A 17,294-nucleotide genomic window follows, 5' to 3' on the forward strand; every position below is an offset into this window, starting at 1 on the left:
TATGAAACTGATGAAAAAATATATACTAGCAGCCTTGGTTTTTGGAAGTATGGGAACGACGTTGTTTTCACAAAGTAAACTAAGCTTAAAAAAGACCAATCAATTATACGAAATGCGCTCCTATGCAGCAGCTATCGAAGGATTTGAAGCCGAAGAACGCAACGCAGAAAATCTAGAAAAATTAGGAGATTGTTACTACTATACGGGTCAAGTTAAAAAAGCTGCCAGCACCTATGGAGAACTTAACGATACTTATGTAGTAGAACCGGATGATGATGTGTTATTCCGTTACGGACAAGCATTAAAAGGGATTGAAAAATACGATGAAGCCGATAAAATTTTGGCAGCTTACTTCGGAAAAAATCATAATTCGTTCGCGTTTATGGAAGAAGTTCGTAAAACTACGCCACATGTTTTTGAAGTTTCACCGTTAAATAATGCCAACGGGAAAGAAGATTTCGGTTTGTCTTTCTTCGGAAAGGACCGCGTTGCCTTTGCCTCTGCACGTAATACCGACAATCCTATTTACCTATGGAACAATGCTCCGTATTTAGATTTGTACAACGGAATTATCAACGAACAAAATGAGTTGACAGATGTGGTACCCTTTCCGAAGGAAATAAATACCAACTCACATGAAAGTAACGCTACTTTTAATCATGACGGTACTAAAATGTACTTTAACCGAACCAATAAAAAGCGGTTAAAAGAAGGTGACGTAAAAGTGGCAAACATAAAAATTTACCAAGCAGATTTAGTAGAGGGTGTGTGGACCAATGTGCGTCCCCTAGCCTTTACAAGCGATTCATACAATACCGAACACCCAACACTAAGTAAAGATGGTTCTATGCTTTATTTTGCAAGTGATATGCCCGGTAGTTTAGGGAGTTTTGATATTTACAAAGTACCTATTATGGAAGATGGTATAACGGGAGTTCCTGTAAATCTTGGACCTTTAGTAAATACCGAACAACGCGAACAATTTCCTTTTATTAGCGATAACAATACACTTTACTTTTCGTCTGACGGACACCAAGGGTTTGGAGGATTGGATGTGTTTAGAAGTAGCCATGTAAACGGAACTTTTGCGAATCCTATTAACTTAGGCGCGCCTTTAAACAGTCCTTTAGACGATTTTAATTACGTTGTGAAAGAAAATGCAGCGACGGGTTTTGTAAGTTCAAACCGTTCTGGAGAAGATAAAATTTACACCTTAAAAAGGGAAGATAATTTCTTAACAAAATACCTAGTAACAGGAATTGTACAAGATAAAAACAGTCTGGCATTACTTCCAGGATCATTGGTGACGTTGTTTGATGAAAACAAAAAAGTACTTCAAGATACCATTGTAAAAGAAGACGCTACCTACCTGTTTAAAATTGAACCCAACAAAAAATACACGGTTCGCGGAACGCGTAAATTATACATTCCGTTCGATGTAGATTTCTCTACCGACAAGCGTGGTAAAATAATTCATAACATCTTACTAAACCTAGAATCGTATAAAGATGCAGAAGATCGCATTACTGAAAATACACGTGGTGATGTTCAAGTGAATTTAGAGCGAATTTATTTCGATTTCAACAAATGGAACATTCGTGAAGATGCTGCCGTTATTCTAGGAACATTGGTAGGCATCATGAAGAAATATCCAGAAATGGAAATTGAAGTAGCATCACATACCGATGCACGTGGTTCTAACGATTATAACTTAAGCTTATCTAAAAAACGTGCTGCTTCTACCCTAGAGTTTTTAGTAAGTCAAGGAATTGACCGCAACCGTTTACGAAGCATTGGATACGGAGAAGAACAACCTTTAAACCGTTGTGTACGTGAAGGCATCTGTACCGACGATGAGTACGACATCAACCGTCGTAGTGAGTTTACCATTTTAAAGTAAGTCAAAAAAATCCCATCTTAGAAAATAAGGTGGGATTTTTAAATTTTACCTCCTTTTCTATTACCTTCCTTAAACGTTTACAATGTTGCTGAAAAACGGTTCAGAATTAACAAATATTTGTGTTTTACGAAGGAAGCTTCCCACGCAATTATGCAGTATTTTTGCTTAATGCCTACGATTAAACAAAACTCCTCTTCTCAATTTCAATTTATTGCATTAATGGCCGCCCTAATGTCTGTGGCAGCACTTGCTATCGATGCTTTACTTCCAGCATTAGACATTATCGGATTGGCAATTGGTACTGAAAACTCATCAGATAATCAATTATTGGTCATCATGATTTTTCTAGGTCTTGGTGTGGGTCCTCTACTCTTTGGGCCGTTATCGGATAGTTTAGGACGTAAACCCATTGTTTATATGGGATTTGTGCTTTTTATTGTGGCCAGTTTTATTTGTATCAATGCTACGAGCCTCGAAATGATGATTTTAGGACGTGTACTGCAAGGTATCGGACTTTCGGCACCTAGAACCATAAGTATTGCAATTATTCGGGATATGTACAGTGGTGATTATATGGCGCGTATCATGTCGTTTGTTACTGTAGTTTTTATCCTCATTCCTGTAATCGCACCTTTGCTAGGTAAGTTTGTATTAGATCATTACAATTGGCAAGGCATTTTCTATATTCAAGTACTCATTAGCATTTTGGTTTCCTTTTGGTTTTGGCGACAACAACCCGAAACACTGGCAATTGCAGATAGAGTAAAACCAAGCTTTCCTATTTTTAAAAATGGGTTTAAAGAAGTTCTGAAACAGAAAAAAACGATGGGATATACGCTTATCACTGGTTTTGTTTCTGGAGCCTTTTTTGTGTATTTGAGTAGCTCGCAGCAAATTTTCGAAATTCAATACAACTTAAAAGAAGAGTTTCCCTTCATTTTTGCAGGCTTGGCAATTTCTATTGGCGCCGCAATTTTCTTAAACGGATCCCTTGTTTTAAAATACGGAACCGAAAAACTAATCACTTTTTCCCTTTTGGGTTTCTTCGGAATTTCAATCCTGTATAGCATCTTGTTTTTTGGAGGTACCAATCCCCCAGTATCGATTGTTATTTTGTTTTTTGCGATGTTGTTTTTTATGTTGGGTTTTCTCTTCGGAAACCTACGCGCCTTGGCCATGGAGCCTGTAGGTCATATTGCCGGAATGGCTGCAGCGATTACCGGATTTATATCAACAATTATGGCAGTTCCCATTAGTATCTACATTGGTAGTTTTGTTGTAGATTCTGCTTTTCCTTTGTTTGTAGGTTTTGCGATATGCTCATTTATTTCATTATTAATTCTTTTGTTTTTGAAGCGTTCAAAATAATGACCTTATTTTCTTAAAAGAAGTATAATCTTACAAGTAGTTTCCTAGTTCTTTCGTATCTTTAATATATCATCAATAAATACTATATATATGAATATTAATTTCGAGTATCACAACGTAAAAGCAAGTGACAGATTAGAAATACTAGCAGCAAAAAAACTAAGCAAGTTAGAAGATAAATACGATTTTATTATAAGCTCAGACGTCTATTTTAAGAGTGAAAATATGAGTGACGATTCTGGGAAAAAATGTAGTGTTCGCATTAATACGCCAGGCCCTACTCTTTTTGCTGAATCATCATCCACTGGTTTTGAAGCAGCTATCGCAGACGTTATGGACAACCTACAAAGACAATTACAAAAACGAAAAGACAAAATGCAATCGCATTAAGAGGTTTTAATCTGAAAACCGATAATACCCACATTTTAAATAAGTACCCTCTAAAAACGCAACAGGATGATCAACATCGTGTTGCGTTTTTAAGTATGTAGTAAATGTTCTCGATTGTTGTTTCAATACCGTTGCATTGATTTCAAAAAATACATCAGCTGTAATTCGAGACGAACAAGACGCCAAAACCAATATCCCTTTTTTAGCAGTTAATTGAGTCCCTAACTGGGCTAGTTGTGTATATTTCTTTTTTGCAATTTCAATTTCTTTCTGACTTTTCGCAAAGCTCGGCGGATCTATCACCACAACATCAAACGTTTTATGTGCTTTAATCAAAGCTCGCATTTCTTCAAAAGCATCGCCTGTAATGGTTGTATGTGTTCCTGAATAGTCGTTCAACTGTCCATTTTCAAGTGCTATTTCTAGTGCTTGCTTACTGATATCCAAACTTGTAACTTCTTTGGCGCCACCTGCTAGAGCGTGTACCGAAAAACCTCCCGCATACGAAAATACATCGAGCACTTTTTTCCCTTCGGAAAGTTCTCCCACTCGTTTTCTGTTCGCGCGATGGTCTAGAAAGTATCCCGTTTTATGGCCTTTAATCACATTGGCTGAAAAGTTAACTCCGTGTTCTATAAACTGAACAACCTCGTTTTCTAATTTCCCGTAAATAACATGCCCGTCCTTCAGTCCGTACGCTTCTTTTTCTTGTAGTTTTCTACTCAATCGAAGTACAACACACTGAACATTTGAAACGGCTATTAAATGCTTCAGAATTGTTTCAAAATAAGGAAACCAAATGGCCGAATATAGTTTTACAACCAACACATTATCATAGACATCGGCTATAAATCCTGGAAATCCGTCATTTTCACCAAACAACAGTCGGTAACTATTGGTTTTGGTTTCTAACAATTCAGTTCGCAATGCGTAAGCAGCCGTAATTTTTTCAGAAAAGAAATCAGAATCTATGGTCGCTCCTCCTCCATGATGCAACATTTTAATACGAATGGGCGAATCAGGATCGTACAATCCAACGCCAATTGCTTTGTTTTTGGAATGACTAAAAATGATCGCAATATCTCCAGAAGCTCCTTCTTTATTGACTTTTTCGATACTATCGCTAAAAATCCACGGATGACCACTGCGCACATTGCGTTCGCCAGTCACCGATAGTTTTACGGCAAGTCTGTCGGGAGTAATTTCAGGAAATTGTGTGGTAAAAAACATTAAAGAGTTTTGTTTAAATTCTTCTGGTAACGTCCTTGAACAATGTCTACAATCACTAAGACGGCAATCACAAAGTAAAAAGTAGTTTTACTCATTGGAGTTATTTCGTTTCCGAAGAGCTTCATGTGTGCTAAATGTCCCCCTTCGGTAAGTAGCATCACTCCTACTATTAAAAGGATAAAAAGTCCTAAAACTTCATACATTCTGTTCTTTTTCAGAAATTCGGTCACTTTTCCAGCCAACCAAATCATCATCAAACCACCAATAACAATAGCAACTGCCATTACCCAAAATACATCGGTTAATGCAATTGCACCTAATATAGAGTCGAAAGAGAAGACTAAATTCATAATCACGATGGAAGTAATAATCATTCCTATCGATTTGGGTTTTTTATTCCCTTCGGAAGTAACATCTAATGACATCATGTGTAAAATTTCTTTGACAGCGGTGTACATAATAAAAATACCTCCAAACAATACGATAACACTATGTAAATTGAAAGATCCTTCAAAAAAGCTATTCCCATGAATCCCAAAAAAAGGATCTTGAAAAAGGTCTATCAATCGCAATAAAACAAACAACAAGACAATTCGTAATACAATTGCGCCTCCAATTCCGATTTGACGTACCATTTTCTGCTTTTCAATGGGAGCCCGTTTCGATTCTAAAGAGATGTAAAGTAGATTGTCTAGTCCTAAAACCGCTTGTAGCAGTGTTAATAAGATAAGGGTGATAAAATTTTCCGCAGTAAATAATGCTTCCATAAAATTGATAAGGTTACTTAGTGGTTATTTTTTTCTGAATAATAGTAATGGCATCCTGGACAGTATGTAGCTGCTCCATATCTTCATTTGCAAATACAATACTGAAAGTATCCTCTACATCAAGGACGATATCGACAAGATGTGCCGAATTTATATTCAATTCTCCAGTAAGGTCACTTTTCAACTGAATCTCATCAGGAGACACGTCGTCAGGTAGATACAAGGTTATAATCGGTACTAATTGATCAAAAATTTCTTCTGAAGTCATTGAAACTAATTTTTTTTAAAGATAACACACGCATTCACATCACCAAAACCAAAACTAGCTTTTGCTGCAATTTGTATTTTCGTGTCTATTTTCACTCTAGGAATTCGCGACGCAGCTATCAGATTAGTAATCTCTGGATGGATATCGTTACAGTTCACATTTGGAAATACAAAATCATGTTGCATTTGCAAAATCGTTGAAACCGCTTCAATACTACCACTAGCAGCCAAACAATGCCCTACCATTCCCTTTAGCGAATTGATATATGGAAAGTCAGTTCCGCTTCGGTCCAATGCCTTGCACCAGTTTTCAACCTCTAACGCATCTTTTGTAGTGGCTGTTAAGTGTCCGTTTATATAGTCTATTTCTTTTCCTGTAATATTCGCATCTTGTAAAGCAGCTTTTATACAGGCAATAACAGCTTTGCTATTGGGAGCCGTCATACTGCCTTCACCTCTTTGTCCGCCACTATTTACAGCGCCCCCCAATACTTCCGCATAAATAGTAGCGCCACGAGCTTCAGCACTTTCTAACGATTCTAACAATAGCGCACCTGCACCACTTCCGGGTACAAATCCGCTCGCTGTTTCACTCATAGGTCGGGATGCTTCTCGTGGCGTATCGTTGTGTTTATAGGTAGTAACTTTCATGGCGTCAAAACCACCCCAGATATAAGGACCGTCTTCACCCGTGCTTCCGCAGAGCATTTGTTTTGCCTTTCCGGCCACAATACGCTCATACCCCAGTAAAATAGCTTCTGTTCCTGTGGCGCAGGCTGCCGAATTAGTTGTAACGCTATTTCCAGCACCAATCATTCCGCTTAAATAAGCACTCACACCACTTGCCATGGTTTGTGCAACAGCTGTACTTCCAAGACGTCGTACATTGCCTTCGTCCAATTGATAAATGGATTCTCTAAATTTATCCACACCACTTGTTGCGACGCCGAATACGATTCCTAAGTCCCATAAAGGATCTTCCTCTTTTTCTGGAGGGACAATTCCAGCGTTTTGAATGGCTTCCATTCCGGCCAAGACACCATATAAAATTCCATTGCTATTAAAGTTTCGCAATTGCAATGGTGTAAAATATTCTAGTTTCTTTTCTTCGGAAATAAATGGTACTCCACCTACTTGACATGAAAAATGTAAGTCTTTAAGTGTTTGATAAAACTGAACACCCGAAACACCTGTAAATAAGGATTTTGTAAAATTTGAAATTCCTATTCCGTTGGGGGAAATGACACCCAATCCTGTAACAACAACTCTTGGTTTATTCTGCATAGAGGTGATTCATTTATTTTGTTTAATGCATATTTTTAATTCCTTCTGAAGCCTTTCAAATTTATTACAGTTTTACCATTCCGCTGATGTTTCCTTTGCAGACAATCTCGTTTGCTTCATTGTACATGGTAACTTTACATTTCAATTTATTAAATCTAAAATACTCTTTTTCAGAAACCACTCGAACGGTTTCTTCCGGAAAAACGGCTTTGTAAAAATCGACTTGGGTACTGCTTAATGCTAGTTGCGCTTTTTCCGAAGTATTTTTCTGTGTTAGATAGATGCCAAGACACACAACCCCTATTTGCGCCATACATTCGGTTAAAATCACACCTGGCGTTACAGGATTGTTTTTAAAATGTCCTTCATAGAAATACGAATCTTTCGAAAACGTATAGCTACCTTCTGCGCCATTTTCAGAAACAGAATGCAGCGTATTGACAAACAAAAAAGGTTCAGAATACGGTAAGGCGTCTATAATTTGTTGAAAATGGGCTTGCATTCGTTAAAACTCTAATAAGATTCGTTGTGCCGAAAATCCGGGGCCAAAACTCAATAACAATCCTTGTTCTCCTTTCGGAATATCTTTGTTTAAAAATCGCTCTAACACAAACAATACCGTCGCACTGCTCATGTTTCCATACAGTCTTAGTACTTCTTTAGTATCGTCAATATTTTTACCCAAGCTTCCGAAGAGCGCCTCTACTGTTTGCACAATTTTTTTACCACCAGGATGGAATATTAAATGTTCAATATTTTCAATAGATGTATTATTTTTCTCCAAAAAAGGATGTACAATCTTCGGAAAGTGATCTGAAATTTGCTGCGGCACTTCCTTATCTAATATCATCTGAAGCCCTGTATTTACTAATTTAAAGCCCATTAAATCTGTAGCATTGTAAAAATGATACATTTCCTGTCCTAAAATCTCAGGTCCTTTATCATCGTCATGCGACGAAAGTAAGACACAAGCCGCGCCATCTCCAAATATCGCAGCACTCACAATGTTCACCATCGAAAAATCTTCCAATTGAAAAGTAGCGGTAGGTGCTTCAATAGCAACTACGGCAGCTCGTTTTCCGGGATTCGCTTTTAAAAAATTGGTGGCGTAAATCATTCCAGAAACACCTGCTGCACAACCCATTTCGGTCACGGGAAGCCGCACCACATCTTGTCGCATGTTCAAATCGTTGATTAAATAGGCATCTACGGACGGAATCATAATTCCGGTGCAACTTACCGTGATGATGAAATCGATGGCTGTAGCCTCCCAGTTTGCCTTTTGAAGCGCCTTTTCAAGCACCTGCTTTCCTAAATTTTTAACTTCCCGAGTGTAAATGTCGTTTCGGGCTTCAAAACTCGGATTGGTAAATACTTCTATAGGATCCATGATAGAATAACGGCGATCTACCCCTGCTCCTTCAAATATCTTTATCACTTTTCGCTGAAACCGCTCGTCCTGCTCGTGCATCCATTGTTTTACAAACGGAATTATTTCGGAGGTATTCCTCGAATGTGGCGGTAATTGCGTAGCAACTGTTGTTATTTTTACACTCATGTATTTTTTTTGAGAATCCATTGGTAGCGAAATGCCCATTTCCAACGAATTGTAGATGTACTGTTTTTAATAGCTTCGGAACGTTGCACGAGTTCTTTTTTACGGAATCCGCTCGCGACTGAAACCAAGCCATCGTAACGTGCAATCTTTGTTTTTAAAAAGATATGACTAAAAACTGAAAACAACCAAAAAGCAAGGCGGTTTCTTTGAAGGTCGTTTACTACCGTACCTAATGTTGCTTTCGATTGAAGCCTATTGACCAATACTTCTATCTCTGAATTTGAAAAATGATGCAGAAACAGCGTACACAAACAAATATCAAAGGTTACTTCGGAAAGTGCTTCGGAAAACACGTCTAGTTGTTGGTAGCTTATATTCTGAAAGTCTTTAGAGCGTTGTTTGGCTTCTTCTAAAATAAATGCATTGGCATCTACGCCTATTAATTGAAATTGATATCCTTCTGAAGCAGCAAAGCGCGCGCACTGCCGAAGCATTTCACCGTCGCCACAACCCACATCTAAGATTGTAATGGTTTGTGTTTTTGGAATGTTACTTAACAAGGTTTCAATACCCTCCAGTGTTATTTGATTTCCACCGAGCCATTTGTTTACGATTTGTAAATCGGTAAGGAGTCGTTTCATTTCAGTGCCTTGCAGCATGAAATCGTCCATTAATTCTGGTTGTGTCGATCGTTTGGTGGCTGAAAAATAGATCATACAAGTGGCGCTCCGTGCGTTTTTTTAATAATACTTGGTACTATGGAAGGAAACAGTTTTGCTACTGAAAACCCTACGGAAGTAGCCGTTGGATGTAACAATAGTTTCTGTATTTTTCTTCCTGTGTGTAAACGCTTCAGAAAGGTCTGATTCCATAAAAGAGTGTAAGTGTTTTCTAAAGCTTCTCTATCTTTAGTTCCGTTCTTGCGGTGTTTGAGATAAGTTTCAGCAAAAATCTTGGCGCTATGTATCGCCATCGCCATTCCATTGCCACAAAGCGGATGAATTAACCCAGCGCTATCGCCTACCATAAAAATATGATGTTCTACTGGTTGCTTGACTTGAAAAGAGATTTGACTAATGGTTAGCGGTTTTTCAAATAAGGGTGTTGCTGTGTTGTAAAATTGCTTCAAATGTGGATTTTTAGACAAAACAGCCGCTTCAAAATCGGGAATGTTTCCGAAGCGTTTAAAAGATTCATACGTAGTTAAATAGCACGCATTTACCGCGTTTGTTTCCGTTCGTGAGAGTCCGCAGTATCCACCTTTAAAATTATGTAGTCCTACGGTATCATTAGAAAAATCAGCTTTGTAATGGGCTTTTACCGCCAACCAAGGTGACTTCTGTTGCATAAATGGGCGGTGCAATGCAGTATCAATGTTCGATCGCTTTCCGAAGGCGCCTACCACATATTCAGCAGTAAAAACCTGTTTGGTAAGTGTAGAAACTTGAAAATTCGTGTTGAAATCGATATTTTCAACAGTGTCAAATAGGATATCAATATTGGACGAAACCGCTTCGTACAATAGGTTATCCAATGCAAAACGACTCATTCCGAAGCCACCAAGCGGTAATTTAGTGCTAAGCAACGTTCCTGTTTTAGAGCTTATTTCGAAATTGGTGATTTTTTTAGCTCCAAACTGAAATGGATCAATCTCCAAACTATTTAAATACGGAAGGACCTCGTTCGAAACATATTCGCCACAAACCTTATGATGCGGATACGACTGTTTTTCAATAAGTAAGACTTTACAATCGTGTTTCGATAAATGCAAAGCACAGCTAAGACCTGCGAGTCCGCCGCCTACAATTAAAACATCATACGTATTGGTTTGGGTCATACTTTAAAGTACGCAGTAATTATTGATATAAAAAAATCCCGTTATCAAATAGTTTGACAACGGGACTGTAATTTATTAGTTAAAAGAATTAGTTTCCACCAGCTTCTTTTTCTGCTTCTTTCTTCATTTTTTCGTTAGGTACAATCGCGATGTTTACACGACGGTTTTTAGCACGCCCCTCTGGAGTTGAATTGTCAGCTACAGGAGTTTGTTCCCCATACCAGTTCGTAGTAAAACGACTTGCGCTTAGTCCTTTGGTTGCTGTAAAATAGTTTGTTACTGCGTTTGCTCTACGCTCAGACAACAACATGTTAGAAGCATCTTGACCTACGCTATCTGTATGTCCTACGACTAAAACGTTGGTATCTGGATACTCTCTTAAAATATTTGTAAGCTTGTCTAAATTGGCTTGCGAAGCAGCATTAATGTTGTATTTCGCAGTGTCAAAATAAACTCCACTATTCTCATCAAAAGTAATTACGATACCATCGTCTACACGAATCACTTCTGCTCCTGGTAATTCTTCTTCAATTTTTTGAGCCTGCTTGTCCATTTTGTTACCAATAAGAACACCGGCACCACCACCAACAACACCACCAATAACAGCTCCTAATTCACCATTACCACCTTTTCCAATGTTGTTTCCTAAGATAGCCCCTAAAACGGCACCCCCAGCAGCACCAATAACAGCACCTTTTTGTTTATTATTTGCATTTTGAGTTGCTTCACAGCTACTAAATCCTACTAATAAGGTTAGTGCTAATGTTGCTATAGATATTCTTTTAATAAGTGTTTTCATTATTCTATTGTTTTAGAAAAGTTCATAAAAATTGTGAAAGGTTTTCCGTCTAAAGAAACGGTTTGTTGCCATTGCATTGAAGATTCAGTCAATTGCGCTAGTTGTACTCTGAATCCGCTATTGGTATCAGATTTACCTTTCGTATTGGTTGGTTTTAATAAGAAATCATACAATCCTGTTTCCTTATCAATTTCTTGTACTGTAAAGATGAAATTACGATCACCAGTAGCGCAATCGGTATCGTTTACCGTATAAATCCCAGAATTGTTATTAGGGATAAATCGCCACGTAGTACCTTCGAAACAGTCTTTTGTGACATCGTTAAAAATAGTGACATCAAAAGTTCCAGTTTCACTGTACGATATTGCGTCAAGTGTCCAATTTCCTTTCAATACTTTTTTTGATTGAATAACAGTTTTTGGAGTTCCACAGGCTACTAAAAGTAACAGAGCTGTGGAAAATAACAGTAATTTTTTCATAGGGTTATGAGGTTTAATGGTTGTTAAAAATGCATTGATTTATTGCGGGAATGCCGTAACTTAATGTACATATTATACATACATAAAATCAGAAAACCACAGCGCTAAATAAGAATGCAATTTTGATGGTTTATTAATAATTAATAGCACGAAATTACACGTTATTAGTGGTATTACACAAGTATTTGTCTAAAGTTTAACAGCAAATGTTAATACGCTATTAAATCTAATAATGCTTGTTTAAATTTATTCTTCGGAAGGTATTGAGCTTCTAATTGTGCTGCAAATGGAATTGGTGTTTCCAAGCTTGCCACACGTTTTATCGGCGCATCTAACGACTCAAAACAGTTTTCAGAAATCAGTGCTGAAATATCGGAAGCCATACCTCCAAACATTGAATCTTCTTGCAAAATAATTACTTTACCTGTTTTTTGAACAGACGCATAAATAGCTTCAGTATCTAAAGGCGCTAATGTTCTTAAATCGATCAAGTCTGCCGCTACGTCTGAAAGCTCATTTAGCGTTTCTAATGCCCAATGTACTCCAGCACCATACGTAATAATGGTTACCGCTTCCCCTTCTCGCAAAATAGCTGCTTTTCCTAACGGAATTGTAAAGTAGTCGGTAGGTACTTCCTGGCGTATGCTTCTGTACAATGCTTTGTGCTCGAAAAATAATACTGGGTTCGGATCTTCAATAGCTGTAGCTAATAATCCTTTCGCATCATACGGAAATGCTGGATACACCACTTTTAAACCTGGCGTATGAGTAAACCAAGCTTCGTTGGTCTGACTGTGAAAAGGTCCCGCAGCAACACCTGCACCACAAGGCATACGAATTACAACATCGGCTTTTTCATTCCAACGGTAATGTGATTTTGCTAAATAGTTGACAATCGGATTGAAACCAGAAGTAGCAAAATCTGCAAATTGCATTTCCATCACCGCTTTAAAACCGTTAATTGAGAGTCCCATAGCAGCCGAAACAATTGCCGACTCACAGATAGGTGTATTCCGAATACGCTCTTTTCCAAAAGCCTCCACAAAGCCTTCTGTGATTTTAAAAACACCTCCATATTCAGCCACATCTTGCCCCATGATAATAAGGTTGTCATGTCGCTCCATCGATTGCTTTAAACCTTCAGAAATAGAATCAATCAAACGTAACTCTGCTGTTTCTTTATTTTCAGTAACTTCTTTATATTCAAATTCTTGAAACACATCATTTAACTCAATAGTTTCATTGGGTTCTATCATGGGTTCTGAGAAAGCCAAGTCTAAATTTTCGTCTATTTCTTGCTTAATTTCCGCCGTGTATTCTTCAATGATTTTTTCTGAAAGCACTTTTTCTGAAAGCAAGTAATTTTCAAAATTAGATAGCGGATCTTTTTCAGCCCATTCGTCCATTAACTCTTGCGGAACATATTTCGTACCACTCGCCTCCTCATGCCCACGCATTCTGAAAGTTTTAAACTCCAATAGAACAGGTCTTGGATTTTTACGCATACTTTCAACCAAATCATTTAGTTTGGTATATACTTCCAAAATATTATTTCCATCTATGATATGTGATTCCATTCCGTAGCCTTTGCCACGATCTGCAATGTTTTCACAATTGTATTGCTCATTGGTAGGAGTAGAAAGTCCGTAACCATTATTTTCAACACAGAAAAGCACAGGTAATTGCCACACAGAAGCTACATTAAGCGCTTCGTGAATATCTCCTTCACTTGTACCTCCTTCACCTGTAAACACAGCGCAAACCTTGTTATTTCCCTTCAGTTTATTTGCCAAAGCAATTCCGTCAGCAACTCCAAATTGAGGGCCTAAGTGTGAAATCATTCCAATAATGTGGAATTCTTGCGTTCCGAAGTGAAAACTACGATCTCTCCCCTTTGTAAATCCATTTGCTTTTCCTTGCCATTGCGAAAAAAGTCGGAACAAAGGAATCTCTCGAGTCGTAAAAACCGCTAAATTACGGTGCATCGGCAAAATGTATTCGTCTTTTTCGAGCACAGAAGTAACTCCTACCGAAATAGCTTCTTGTCCAATACCACTAAACCACTTGGATACTTTTCCTTGTCGCAGTAAAATGAGCATCTTCTCCTCAATAATACGAGGTTTCAGCATTGCTCGGTACAATGAACGTAATTTCGCATCATCCAAAGACGCACGATTGTAATTAAAATTTATAGCTGTTGTTGTTTGGGTTTTCATTTCAAATATTTAATATATCAAATGTAGAAAAAAAGCGAGTGCCCCAAAGTTTTTCTCTTTCTTTTTTAACGAAGGTTTTCCAAAGCTATTTTGGTATATTTGTATTTTAAAATTCAATTCTTATGAATAACATACCGAGTGTCGATTTAGCCGATTTCCTTTCGGATGATCCCAACAGAAAACAAAAATTTGTTACTGAAATTGGGCAAGCCTACGAAGAAATAGGCTTTGTATCGTTGAAGAACCACTTTTTAAGTGACGATTTAGTAAGCGATTTGTACAAAGAAATTAAATCCTTTTTTGCATTACCATTACCAACAAAAGAATCTTATGAAATTGAAGGTTTGGGTGGACAACGCGGTTATGTTTCCTTCGGAAAAGAACACGCTAAAGGAAAAAAAGAAGGCGATTTAAAAGAATTTTGGCATTTTGGACAAGAACCTTCTGCCGATGCAGACTTACCGGAAGAATACCCTAAAAATGTAATTGTTGAAGAACTTCCAGCTTTTAATGCAACAGGAATGGAAGCGTACAGAATGCTTGAAAAAACAGGTATATATGTGCTTAGAGCATTGTCATTATATATTGGTTTGGACGAATTTTACTTCGATCATTGGGCCACCAATGGAAACAGTATTTTACGTCCTATTCACTACCCTCCTATTACCGAAGAACCTAAAGGAGCGGTTCGCGCAGGTGCTCACGGAGATATCAACTTAATTACCTTATTGATGGGAGCCTCTACGGGAGGTTTACAAGTACTTCGGAAAGATGGTGAATGGATTGATGCCATTCCGGAAGAAGACGAATTGGTAATCAATGTAGGTGACATGCTAGAGCGTCATACCAACAATAAATTACGTTCTACCATACACAGAGTAGTAAATCCACCAAAAGAAGAATGGGGAAATCCTCGCTATTCAATTCCTTTCTTTATGCACCCTCGTGGTGATATGAAGCTTAATTGCTTAGACGAATGTGTCGATGCTGAGCACCCAAAAGCTTTTGACGACATTACCGCTGGTGACTTTTTACACCAACGTTTGGTTGAAATTGGACTGATTAAAAAATAAGATGGATTTACAAGATCAGCTAAAAAATTTATTTCCAGATCACGAACCTTCTGAAGTACCCACTGAAAAGGAAGATACTACCTTGTGGATGCAGGACGAACCCATGATTTGCAAATACGAAAAGCGAAAAGGAAAGCCAATTACAATAATTGAAGGCTATACTGGCGCCGATTCAGACTTTAAACAACTTGCAAAAGAAATTAAGCAATTGCTAAGTGTGGGCGGAAGCTTTAAAAACGAACAAATTATAATTCAAGGAGATTACCGCGATAAAATCATGAAGTTCCTACAAGACAAAGGTTTTAAAACCAAACGTGTAGGCGGATAATCGCTATCAATTCTCTTATATTTCCAACAATTTGAATCAAACTCCCATACAAAATAGCGAACTCGTCCTCAATGAGGATGGCAGCATCTACCATTTAAATCTTAGACCCGAACAACTTGCTACGACTATTATTACTGTAGGCGATCCAGATCGTGTGGCTCATATCTCAAGACACTTCGATACTATTGAAGTGGATGTGCACAAACGAGAGTTTAAAACACATACAGGGACGTATAAAGGCAAACGAATTTCGGTGGTTTCTACTGGAATTGGAACCGATAATATAGACATTGTGTTTAATGAGTTAGATGCCTTGGTAAATATCGATTTTGAAACTCGTCAGGTTAAAGAGAAACTAACAGAGCTTACAATTATTAGAATTGGAACTTCAGGCTCTATTCAGCCAGAAATTCCTATTGACAGTTTTTTATTGAGCGAAGCAGCCATTGGATTTGACAGTTTACTTCATTTCTACGGAAACACAAACTTCTTTGATACTGCACTTTCCGAAGCATTTGTGAAACATACAAATTGGAGCCCTCAAAAGTCGAAACCGTATGTGGTTGCTGCTAGTGAAGAGCTTCTAACACAATTTTCTGGTGAAGGAATGTTTCATGGAATCACCGCAACAAACGTTGGTTTTTACGGTCCGCAAGGCCGTATTTTACGTCTTCAAACAGACGATAACGCCATGAACGATAAGATTGCCTCTTTTTCTTTTGAAGATCGAAAAATCACCAATTTCGAGATGGAAACTTCTGGAATTTACGGAATGGCAAGATTATTGGGACATAGAGCATTGTCATTAAACGCCATTTTAGCCAATAGAGCGAACGGTACTTTTAGTGAAAAACCGCTAGAAACGGTAGATAAATTAATACTGCACACATTAAGCATACTTGTACAATGAAAAAAATACAAATCGGAGGTGTTCCAGAACACTTTAACTTGCCTTGGTACCTAACCTTGCGAGATAAATCGTATACAAAAGAAGGTATCAACTTACGTTGGAAAGATTATCCGGGCGGTACTGGCCAAATGTGCAAAGCACTTCGCGATAAAGAAATTGATATGGCGGTCATCCTTACCGAAGGAATGGTTCGCGACATTGTAAATGGAAACGAGTGTAAAATTGTTCAAGTATTTGTGAAAACACCTCTTATTTGGGGAATTCATGTTGCAAATAATTCAGACTATACCTCAGTTGACGATTTAAAAGGAACACAAGCTGCTATTAGTAGATACGGTTCTGGTTCTCATTTAATGGCGTATGTAAATGCTGAAAACAATGGATGGGATCCCGAAAATGATCTCGATTTTGCGGTAATTAAAAATCTAGACGGTGCTGTAGAAGGATTGCCAAACGGAAACGGTGATTACTTTATGTGGGAAAAATTTATGACCAAGCCGTATGTGGACAACGAAACCTTCCGCTTGTTAGGCGAATGCCCTACTCCGTGGCCGTGTTTTGTCATTGCTGTTCGGAACGATGTTTTGGAAGAAGATCCTGAAAGCATTCAGAAAATAGTAGAGATTATCAATATCACCACTGAAGACTTTAAAGACATCCCAGGAATTGACACCATGATTGCTAATAGATATGGGCAACAACTAGAAGATGTCCAAAAATGGTTGTCTTTAACTGAGTGGAGTCAGGAACAATTAAGTGATAAAGAGCTAGAAAGTATTCAAAATCAATTACTGAAATTAGATTTAATCAAAAGTAAACTTCAGAAAGAGAGCTTGTTACACAATTTTTAAAAAATAAATATACTTTTACGCAACCCTCTTTACATTA

The 17,294-nt window shown here is 37.9% G+C and carries 18 protein-coding genes; 7 read left to right on the forward strand and 11 right to left on the reverse strand.

Going from position 1 to position 17,294, the window contains the following annotated elements:
* Window positions 1–10: 10 nt before the first annotated feature.
* From BLQ00_RS09245 to hpf, 3 genes are all read left to right on the forward strand, one after another.
* Window positions 11–1,900, forward strand: a complete 1,890-nt coding sequence (locus tag BLQ00_RS09245) for an OmpA family protein (RefSeq protein ID WP_093143458.1) — start codon at window positions 11–13, stop codon at window positions 1,898–1,900.
* A 168-nt stretch (window positions 1,901–2,068) separates the two neighbouring features.
* Window positions 2,069–3,268: a multidrug effflux MFS transporter gene (locus BLQ00_RS09250; protein ID WP_229792598.1), complete on the forward strand. Its 1,200-nt coding sequence runs from the start codon at window positions 2,069–2,071 to the stop codon at window positions 3,266–3,268.
* A gap of 90 nt (window positions 3,269–3,358) precedes the next feature.
* Complete coding sequence (hpf, locus tag BLQ00_RS09255) at window positions 3,359–3,658, forward strand: ribosome hibernation-promoting factor, HPF/YfiA family (RefSeq protein WP_093143473.1); 300 nt, start codon at window positions 3,359–3,361, stop codon at window positions 3,656–3,658.
* 6 nt (window positions 3,659–3,664) lie between these two features.
* On the opposite strand, the gene BLQ00_RS09260 is transcribed toward hpf, so the two are convergent.
* The 11 genes from BLQ00_RS09260 to BLQ00_RS09310 form a co-directional block, all read right to left on the reverse strand.
* Window positions 3,665–4,888: a class I SAM-dependent rRNA methyltransferase gene (locus BLQ00_RS09260; RefSeq protein ID WP_093143483.1), complete on the reverse strand. Its 1,224-nt coding sequence runs from the start codon at window positions 4,886–4,888 to the stop codon at window positions 3,665–3,667.
* Window positions 4,888–5,655, reverse strand: a complete 768-nt coding sequence (locus tag BLQ00_RS09265) for a TerC family protein (RefSeq protein ID WP_093143484.1) — start codon at window positions 5,653–5,655, stop codon at window positions 4,888–4,890. The genes BLQ00_RS09260 and BLQ00_RS09265 overlap by 1 nt, the downstream gene beginning before the upstream one ends.
* A 13-nt stretch (window positions 5,656–5,668) precedes the next feature.
* On the reverse strand, window positions 5,669–5,923 hold the full coding sequence (locus BLQ00_RS09270; RefSeq protein WP_093143485.1) for an acyl carrier protein: 255 nt from the start codon (window positions 5,921–5,923) through the stop codon (window positions 5,669–5,671).
* A 5-nt stretch (window positions 5,924–5,928) separates the two neighbouring features.
* Window positions 5,929–7,206 (reverse strand): beta-ketoacyl-[acyl-carrier-protein] synthase family protein, encoded by a 1,278-nt coding sequence (locus BLQ00_RS09275; protein ID WP_175445432.1) that lies wholly within the window; start codon window positions 7,204–7,206, stop codon window positions 5,929–5,931.
* Between the two features lie 64 nt (window positions 7,207–7,270).
* On the reverse strand, window positions 7,271–7,708 hold the full coding sequence (locus BLQ00_RS09280) for a 3-hydroxyacyl-ACP dehydratase FabZ family protein (RefSeq protein ID WP_093143487.1): 438 nt from the start codon (window positions 7,706–7,708) through the stop codon (window positions 7,271–7,273).
* A gap of 3 nt (window positions 7,709–7,711) precedes the next feature.
* Window positions 7,712–8,764, reverse strand: coding sequence for a type III polyketide synthase (locus tag BLQ00_RS09285; protein ID WP_093143965.1), 1,053 nt, complete (start codon window positions 8,762–8,764; stop codon window positions 7,712–7,714).
* Entirely contained in the window at window positions 8,761–9,480 is a 720-nt protein-coding gene (locus BLQ00_RS09290) for a methyltransferase domain-containing protein (protein WP_093143491.1), read from the reverse strand. The genes BLQ00_RS09285 and BLQ00_RS09290 overlap by 4 nt, the downstream gene beginning before the upstream one ends.
* Entirely contained in the window at window positions 9,477–10,601 is a 1,125-nt protein-coding gene (locus tag BLQ00_RS09295; RefSeq protein ID WP_093143494.1) for an NAD(P)/FAD-dependent oxidoreductase, read from the reverse strand. The genes BLQ00_RS09290 and BLQ00_RS09295 overlap by 4 nt, the downstream gene beginning before the upstream one ends.
* An 88-nt stretch (window positions 10,602–10,689) precedes the next feature.
* Window positions 10,690–11,400 carry a YiaD family glycine zipper/OmpA-like lipoprotein gene (locus BLQ00_RS09300; RefSeq protein ID WP_093143496.1) on the reverse strand — a complete coding sequence of 237 codons (711 nt, stop codon included), beginning with the start codon at window positions 11,398–11,400 and terminating at the stop codon, window positions 10,690–10,692.
* Complete coding sequence (locus BLQ00_RS09305; protein WP_093143498.1) at window positions 11,400–11,879, reverse strand: lipocalin family protein; 480 nt, start codon at window positions 11,877–11,879, stop codon at window positions 11,400–11,402. Before BLQ00_RS09305 ends, BLQ00_RS09300 begins: the two co-directional genes overlap by 1 nt.
* 209 nt (window positions 11,880–12,088) lie before the next feature.
* The gene (locus BLQ00_RS09310) at window positions 12,089–14,095 is read right to left on the reverse strand and encodes an alpha-ketoacid dehydrogenase subunit alpha/beta (protein WP_093143499.1); all 2,007 of its coding nucleotides are present in this window, start codon (window positions 14,093–14,095) and stop codon (window positions 12,089–12,091) included.
* Window positions 14,096–14,217: 122 nt separating this feature from the next.
* Between BLQ00_RS09310 and BLQ00_RS09315 the strand changes: the two genes are divergently transcribed.
* The 4 genes from BLQ00_RS09315 to BLQ00_RS09330 are packed head-to-tail and all read left to right on the forward strand — an operon-like array spanning window position 14,218 to window position 17,257.
* Window positions 14,218–15,168, forward strand: coding sequence for an isopenicillin N synthase family dioxygenase (locus BLQ00_RS09315; protein WP_093143501.1), 951 nt, complete (start codon window positions 14,218–14,220; stop codon window positions 15,166–15,168).
* Between the two features lies 1 nt (window position 15,169).
* Complete coding sequence (locus BLQ00_RS09320) at window positions 15,170–15,496, forward strand: translation initiation factor (protein WP_093143503.1); 327 nt, start codon at window positions 15,170–15,172, stop codon at window positions 15,494–15,496.
* 31 nt (window positions 15,497–15,527) lie between these two features.
* Window positions 15,528–16,406: a nucleoside phosphorylase gene (locus BLQ00_RS09325; RefSeq protein ID WP_093143505.1), complete on the forward strand. Its 879-nt coding sequence runs from the start codon at window positions 15,528–15,530 to the stop codon at window positions 16,404–16,406.
* The gene (locus BLQ00_RS09330) at window positions 16,403–17,257 is read left to right on the forward strand and encodes a substrate-binding domain-containing protein (RefSeq protein WP_093143508.1); all 855 of its coding nucleotides are present in this window, start codon (window positions 16,403–16,405) and stop codon (window positions 17,255–17,257) included. The genes BLQ00_RS09325 and BLQ00_RS09330 overlap by 4 nt, the downstream gene beginning before the upstream one ends.
* Window positions 17,258–17,294: the final 37 nt, after the last annotated feature.

Source organism: Ulvibacter litoralis (assembly GCF_900102055.1).
In the GTDB taxonomy this organism is placed as follows: Bacteria; Bacteroidota; Bacteroidia; order Flavobacteriales; family Flavobacteriaceae; genus Ulvibacter; species Ulvibacter litoralis.

Coding starts and splice junctions, on each gene's coding strand:
- BLQ00_RS09305 (WP_093143498.1), bottom strand. CDS start 11,879: ATGAAAAAATTACTGTTATTTTCCACAGCTCTGTTACTTTTAGTAGCC.
- BLQ00_RS09310 (WP_093143499.1), bottom strand. CDS start 14,095: ATGAAAACCCAAACAACAACAGCTATAAATTTTAATTACAATCGTGCG.
- BLQ00_RS09320 (WP_093143503.1), top strand. CDS start 15,170: ATGGATTTACAAGATCAGCTAAAAAATTTATTTCCAGATCACGAACCT.
- BLQ00_RS09295 (WP_093143494.1), bottom strand. CDS start 10,601: ATGACCCAAACCAATACGTATGATGTTTTAATTGTAGGCGGCGGACTC.
- BLQ00_RS09285 (WP_093143965.1), bottom strand. CDS start 8,764: ATGAGTGTAAAAATAACAACAGTTGCTACGCAATTACCGCCACATTCG.
- BLQ00_RS09245 (WP_093143458.1), top strand. CDS start 11: ATGAAAAAATATATACTAGCAGCCTTGGTTTTTGGAAGTATGGGAACG.
- BLQ00_RS09330 (WP_093143508.1), top strand. CDS start 16,403: ATGAAAAAAATACAAATCGGAGGTGTTCCAGAACACTTTAACTTGCCT.
- BLQ00_RS09260 (WP_093143483.1), bottom strand. CDS start 4,888: ATGTTTTTTACCACACAATTTCCTGAAATTACTCCCGACAGACTTGCC.
- BLQ00_RS09280 (WP_093143487.1), bottom strand. CDS start 7,708: ATGCAAGCCCATTTTCAACAAATTATAGACGCCTTACCGTATTCTGAA.
- BLQ00_RS09275 (WP_175445432.1), bottom strand. CDS start 7,206: ATGCAGAATAAACCAAGAGTTGTTGTTACAGGATTGGGTGTCATTTCC.
- BLQ00_RS09270 (WP_093143485.1), bottom strand. CDS start 5,923: ATGACTTCAGAAGAAATTTTTGATCAATTAGTACCGATTATAACCTTG.
- BLQ00_RS09290 (WP_093143491.1), bottom strand. CDS start 9,480: ATGATCTATTTTTCAGCCACCAAACGATCGACACAACCAGAATTAATG.
- hpf (WP_093143473.1), top strand. CDS start 3,359: ATGAATATTAATTTCGAGTATCACAACGTAAAAGCAAGTGACAGATTA.
- BLQ00_RS09250 (WP_229792598.1), top strand. CDS start 2,069: ATGCCTACGATTAAACAAAACTCCTCTTCTCAATTTCAATTTATTGCA.
- BLQ00_RS09300 (WP_093143496.1), bottom strand. CDS start 11,400: ATGAAAACACTTATTAAAAGAATATCTATAGCAACATTAGCACTAACC.
- BLQ00_RS09265 (WP_093143484.1), bottom strand. CDS start 5,655: ATGGAAGCATTATTTACTGCGGAAAATTTTATCACCCTTATCTTATTA.
- BLQ00_RS09315 (WP_093143501.1), top strand. CDS start 14,218: ATGAATAACATACCGAGTGTCGATTTAGCCGATTTCCTTTCGGATGAT.